This window comes from Alkalibacterium sp. m-11, from assembly GCF_054658155.1.
In genome coordinates this window covers 1-5,261 of the sequence record NZ_BAAGIR010000132.1, presented here as the reverse complement: position 1 = coordinate 5,261, position 5,261 = coordinate 1, and the positions used below count along the sequence as shown (strand labels likewise).

At 43.9% G+C, this 5,261-nt stretch carries 5 protein-coding genes; all 5 read right to left on the bottom strand.

Translation table 11 applies throughout. The features are described 5' to 3' along the window. Positions 1–211: 211 nt before the first annotated feature. Positions 212–1,147 carry a UTP--glucose-1-phosphate uridylyltransferase GalU gene (gene galU, locus ACYQ2O_RS10350; RefSeq protein ID WP_091265145.1) on the bottom strand — a complete coding sequence of 312 codons (936 nt, stop codon included), beginning with the start codon at positions 1,145–1,147 and terminating at the stop codon, positions 212–214. Between the two features lie 48 nt (positions 1,148–1,195). Further along, complete coding sequence (locus ACYQ2O_RS10345) at positions 1,196–2,197, bottom strand: NAD(P)H-dependent glycerol-3-phosphate dehydrogenase (RefSeq protein WP_346023647.1); 1,002 nt, start codon at positions 2,195–2,197, stop codon at positions 1,196–1,198. Between the two features lie 23 nt (positions 2,198–2,220). Beyond that, entirely contained in the window at positions 2,221–3,099 is an 879-nt protein-coding gene (gene lgt, locus ACYQ2O_RS10340) for a prolipoprotein diacylglyceryl transferase (protein WP_346023646.1), read from the bottom strand. 13 nt (positions 3,100–3,112) lie between these two features. Continuing rightward, positions 3,113–4,066, bottom strand: coding sequence for an HPr(Ser) kinase/phosphatase (hprK, locus tag ACYQ2O_RS10335; protein ID WP_346023645.1), 954 nt, complete (start codon positions 4,064–4,066; stop codon positions 3,113–3,115). Positions 4,067–4,238: 172 nt separating this feature from the next. After that, positions 4,239–4,985 (bottom strand): MerR family transcriptional regulator, encoded by a 747-nt coding sequence (locus ACYQ2O_RS10330; protein ID WP_459796559.1) that lies wholly within the window; start codon positions 4,983–4,985, stop codon positions 4,239–4,241. Positions 4,986–5,261: the final 276 nt, after the last annotated feature.

The window sequence follows — 5,261 nt, the reverse complement described above, 5'->3', positions numbered from 1 at the left end:
ATGAAATTAGTCCACAGATTTAAGCTGTGGACTGCTCAAAAGCCCGAGGATACCATGTTTTCCACATGTGTATACCTCGGGCTTTTGTCACCGTTCAGGAAATCATAAAATTTTGGGTAAATTCAAATAAAACTCCCCTTATAATAAACAGCTACAGCTCTTCTGTTCACTATAAAAGGAGCCTGACTTCTGCTATCGTCTTCTGTCTGCTCTACTCTTTTGCATGCTCAAGTTCATGAGCTTCTGCATCCATTTTATTTTCAACGTTTCCATTTTCCAGGTCTTTAGCAAGATCCACAATATATTGCCTCAAGTTGTCTTTCACTTGAGGGTGTTTCAAACCGTATTGAATTGTTGTTTTCAGGAAGCCGAACTTGTCTCCGACATCGTAACGCTCACCTTTGAATTCCTTGGCAAACACCCGCTGTGTTTTGTTTAATATGTCAATCGCATCCGTAAGCTGGATTTCTCCACCTTTTCCAGGCTCAAGATTTTCAAGAATGTCAAAAATCTCCGGAGTCATCAGATAACGGCCGATAATCGCCAAATCACTAGGGGCTTCATCCGGATCAGGTTTTTCAACAAACTTGCGTACGTTGTATAAGCCTTCCCCTGCCTCAGCTTCAGGATCGATGATGCCGTAACTGGACGTTTCTTCATGCGGCACTTTCATTACAGCAATGTTTGAGGCATGAGTCTTCTCATATCCCTCGATCAGCTGCTTAGTCAAAGGCACTTCGTCAGCCATGACGTCGTCTCCCAGCATGATGACAAAAGGTTCGTTCCCTACAAAAGCTTTCGCCTGAAGGACCGCATGACCCAGCCCCAGAGGATACGCCTGTCTGGCGAAATACAGGTTCAGACCCGTTGTCTCTTCGACTAGTTCAAGCAGTTCGTCTTTTCCTTTTGCCCGAAGGTTCTCTTCCAACTCCGGATTTGAATCAAAGTGATCTTCGATCGGACGCTTCAGTTTTCCCGTAATAATCAGAATATCTTCAATACCAGATGCGATGGCTTCCTCTACGATAAACTGAATCGTCGGTTTGTCCACGATCGGAATCATTTCTTTAGGCATAGCCTTTGTAGCAGGTAAAAACCGTGTGCCGTATCCTGCTGCTGGAATAATGGCTTTTCTTACTTTCTGCATAGTTCTCTACTCCTTCTTATCTTAAGTATACGCGCTTTCAACATTAGTTTATTCAGACTTTCCTTCACGCTTCATTAAATTAAGTATAACATATTTCACATCAGAGTCATTGTAAACGACGTTATAAATAGCCTCCGTGATCGGCATTTCAATATTGAACTCTTGAGCCAGTTCATATGCTGCCTTGGTGGTGGATATTCCTTCAACAACCATGCCCATTTCATCAAGAATTGTTTCCACCTTTTTGCCTTTACCGATCTGATAGCCTGCCCGCCAGTTTCTGGAATGCGGGCTCGTACAGGTAACGATGAGATCTCCCACCCCGCTTAACCCCATAAATGTTAGTGGATCCGCACCAAGCTCCAGACCTAATCTACTTATTTCAGCAAGCCCTCGCGTGACTAAACCAGCCTTGGCATTATCGCCATAACCCAGACCCGCGATTACACCGGCGCCCAACGCAATAATATTCTTTAAGGCAGCGCCAATTTCTACACCTATGATGTCTTCATTTGTGTAAACCCTGAAGTAATCATTTAAAAATATATTCTGAGTCAGTCGGGCTGCTTCTATATTTTCAGAGGCGGCCGTAATAGTCGTCAGATCTTTCGCTACGACTTCCTCTGCATGGCTGGGACCGGACAGGGCTACAATCCCGGTCATCCTGTCAGGCTCAATCTCTTCTTCAAGTATGGTCGATATACGTTTATGTGTTTCGGCCTCGAGTCCTTTTGAAGCATGGACCACCGTCACTTGATGGTCAAGAAGCGAATTGATCTGTTGTGCAGTCTGTCGGATTCCCTTTGTCGGAATGACAAACAGAATGATATCTGCATCTGATATCACTTCTTTCAGGTTAGTGCTAGCCGTCACTCCTTCAGGAAAGGTGAATTCTGGAAGGTAGTGTTTATTTGTATGGTTTCTGGTAATTTCTTCTGCCTGATGAGGGTCTCTTGTCCAGAGTCTGACGTCATGTCCGTTCTCAAAGAGGACAGTAGCCAGGGCACTTCCCCAGGATCCTGCTCCTAGTACAGCAATCGTCTTGTTCACTGATTTCTCTCCTCACTCATGACTTACTTCTTACTTTTCTCATATTTCCGGCGCTTCTCTTCAAATATCTTTTCAGGTTCGATACCGACCGTATAATAAGGCGGTGTCGGGTAGACATATAATCTTCTGTAGATGATCAGTCCAATACCGACAACGAACAGCACAAGTGAAAGTACTTGTGACCCTCTCAGTCCTCCACCAATATATAAACTGTCTGTACGCAGTCCTTCGATAAAGAAACGACCGAATCCGTACCATATGAGGTAGCTGAAGAACACTTCTCCACGTCTGAACAGTTTCGTTTTAGCTCGCAGAGTCATAAGAATGGCAAAGCCGATCAGATTCCAGACGGACTCATAAAGGAACGTCGGGTGATAGTAACTGCCGTCGATGTTCATCTGGTTAATGATAAAATCAGGAAGCTGCAGCCTTTCCAGAAACTGTCGTGTGACTTCTGTTCCGTGAGCCTCCTGGTTGATGAAATTGCCCCAGCGGCCGATTGCCTGTGCTAGCATAACGTGAGGGGCGAGAATATCAACCAGCAGCCATAAAGGAACGTTCCGCTTGTTCGCGTACCAGTATAGTGTAATAAAACCGAGAATCAGACCGCCATATATAGCAAGTCCACCTTCCCAGAAGTAAAAGATCCTGATTGGATCGGCGAGGTAGGTCTGAAGTTCGAATAGCACATAATACAACCGTGCTCCAATTATACCGGCAGGAATGATCCAGAAGGCCATATCGACAATAAAATCTTCTTCGATGCCTCTTCTACCCGATTCTTTCATGCTCAGCCAGACTGCCGCAAACATCCCCGTCACAATGATAATGCCGTACCAGGCCACTTCTAATGGGCCGAGACGAAATGCGATAGGATCTATGCTACTTATAATACTGTTCATACAATTTCCTCCATTAATTATTCTGCTGATTATCCATAGTGTTCTGCTGGATCAGATTATTCAAGTTTGTTTCAAAGGTTTTGGTCGCATCATAACCCATTTCTTTAGCACGAATATTCATCGTAGCTATTTCAATAATGATGGACAGGTTACGTCCAACTTTTACTGGAATAGACAGTTTTGGAATGTCGACGTTAAAGAAACGCATATTGTCAAGATTGTGTCCCAGACGATCATACTGGCGGTTCTTGTCCCAATGTTCCAGATTGATGACCAGATCTACTGTTTTCTTGGAACGGATCGATCCTACACCAAACAGATTCACTACATCGATAACACCGATCCCTCTGATTTCGATCAGATGTCTTAAGATTTCAGGTGGTTCTCCTATGATCCGGCGCTCATCCATCATATATAGCTCGACTCTGTCATCTGCAACGAGGCGATGCCCCCGCTGGATCAGTTCAAGTGCCGTTTCAGATTTTCCTATTCCGGAGTCTCCGATTATCAGAACACCCATCCCGTAGATGTCGACTAGCACACCATGCTGAGAAATGCGCTCGGCCAGTCTTTCTTCCAGGAAATTCGTCACATTTGAAGACAGTCTGGTTGTTGACCGTTTAGATAACAGAACTGGGATACCCTTTTCTTCAGCTGCCTTGATCAGTTCCTGCGGCGGTTCTTGATTTCTCGACACTAGGAATGCTGGTGTATCTGCCTGGCACATTCTCTTCATGATAATATAACGCTCATCACTTGTCATACGCTCTGTAAACGACAATTCAGTTTTTCCTAGCAGCTGTATTCTATTCTGTGGATAAAAGCTGAAATAGCCTGTCAGCTCAAGGGCCGGACGGGACAGATCACTGATTGTGATTTCTCTATCTAGATGCTCTTCTCCGACGACAACGGTGATATCGTCCATCGCATCTACTAGCTCGTGAATTTTTACTACTGCAGTAGTCATAGTTTAGCTCCTTTGCAATTTATCAAACATGACTTTATCATATCATATTTAAGTAATGCTTTATAGGTCGAACCTATCCGAACTGCGATTGGATTATCGCTTTTTACCCCTTCATCTTTTCCATCGATTTTTGTCAGGAAACATCCTGCTCTCCTGTCTCCTCTGCGCCCTATTATCTGAAGTACGCATAGCTTCCTAAGTTCTCAGCCGTCCACTCATCACCAGGTTCTGCCAGGCTGTCAATCAGCAATGTCAGTTCCGCTATAGCTTTCATGCCGGCAATGAGTGACTGATCGATATAAGTCAGTGATTCAACTGCCAGTTCCTTTGTACGTCTAAGATTCTCAGCATCTGTCCCTTCAAGTACTTCCCTGACAATATCCAATGACCCTGCTGCTCGCGATACCGTTCTTATAATCATGACACGCTTTATTTCTGCTTGAGTGTACAGACGGTACCCGCTTCTTGAATCACGTGTAGGTATGATTAACTGCTCTTTTTCCCAGTGACGTATGCCAGATGTTCTTACTCCCGCTATTTCAGCAACTTCTCCGATAGTATAGGTCACATTCTGATGTTTCATCTGATCGATCCATTCTACCTCTTCTGTTTCCAGCATAGTAATGACCTGTTCAGCTTGAATTCTTTCTTTCTGAAGATCAGCCTGTGAAGCGTTAACTATCCAGAGCGCCTTTAGAAACTCCTTCTGCTGTATCAGAGGCATGATTTCCTTGACTAACCCCATTCCGTATCCGATATTCAACTTGACTATGCTTTTGAAATAACTAAGGTGAGTATCTGAGTATTGACGATGCCCACTTTCAGTTCTTGGAATCTCTGGAACTAGTCCCCACTCTTCATAGTGTTTCAACGTGCTGGTAGATATATCGCAAATTCTGGCAATGTCTATGCCTCTCATTGTCAGTCCTCCCTAGTTACAAGTACACTGGGCTAGTCATTATTTGACTCGTCCTGACCATTTCAGTATACACTACCTGAATAATTCATAGTACCTTGTCAGAACAGGCATTTATCCCGCTTTGATAAGGTTTATCAATCTATTCCTTCTTCACCCGTTGGGTGAAGAAAAAAATATACAAAAAGAGCACACTCTATGTTATTGTAAAGTCGACCAAAACAACAAAAACAAGAGGTGTGCTCAATGTCAACTTTACAAGAAAAGCAACTACAATTC

What these genes read in the sequence shown, in the direction of transcription:
- galU (WP_091265145.1), bottom strand. Translation starts at nt 1,147, where the DNA reads ATGCAGAAAGTAAGAAAAGCCATTATTCCAGCAGCAGGATACGGCACA.
- lgt (WP_346023646.1), bottom strand. Translation starts at nt 3,099, where the DNA reads ATGAACAGTATTATAAGTAGCATAGATCCTATCGCATTTCGTCTCGGC.
- hprK (WP_346023645.1), bottom strand. Translation starts at nt 4,066, where the DNA reads ATGACTACTGCAGTAGTAAAAATTCACGAGCTAGTAGATGCGATGGAC.
- ACYQ2O_RS10330 (WP_459796559.1), bottom strand. Translation starts at nt 4,985, where the DNA reads ATGAGAGGCATAGACATTGCCAGAATTTGCGATATATCTACCAGCACG.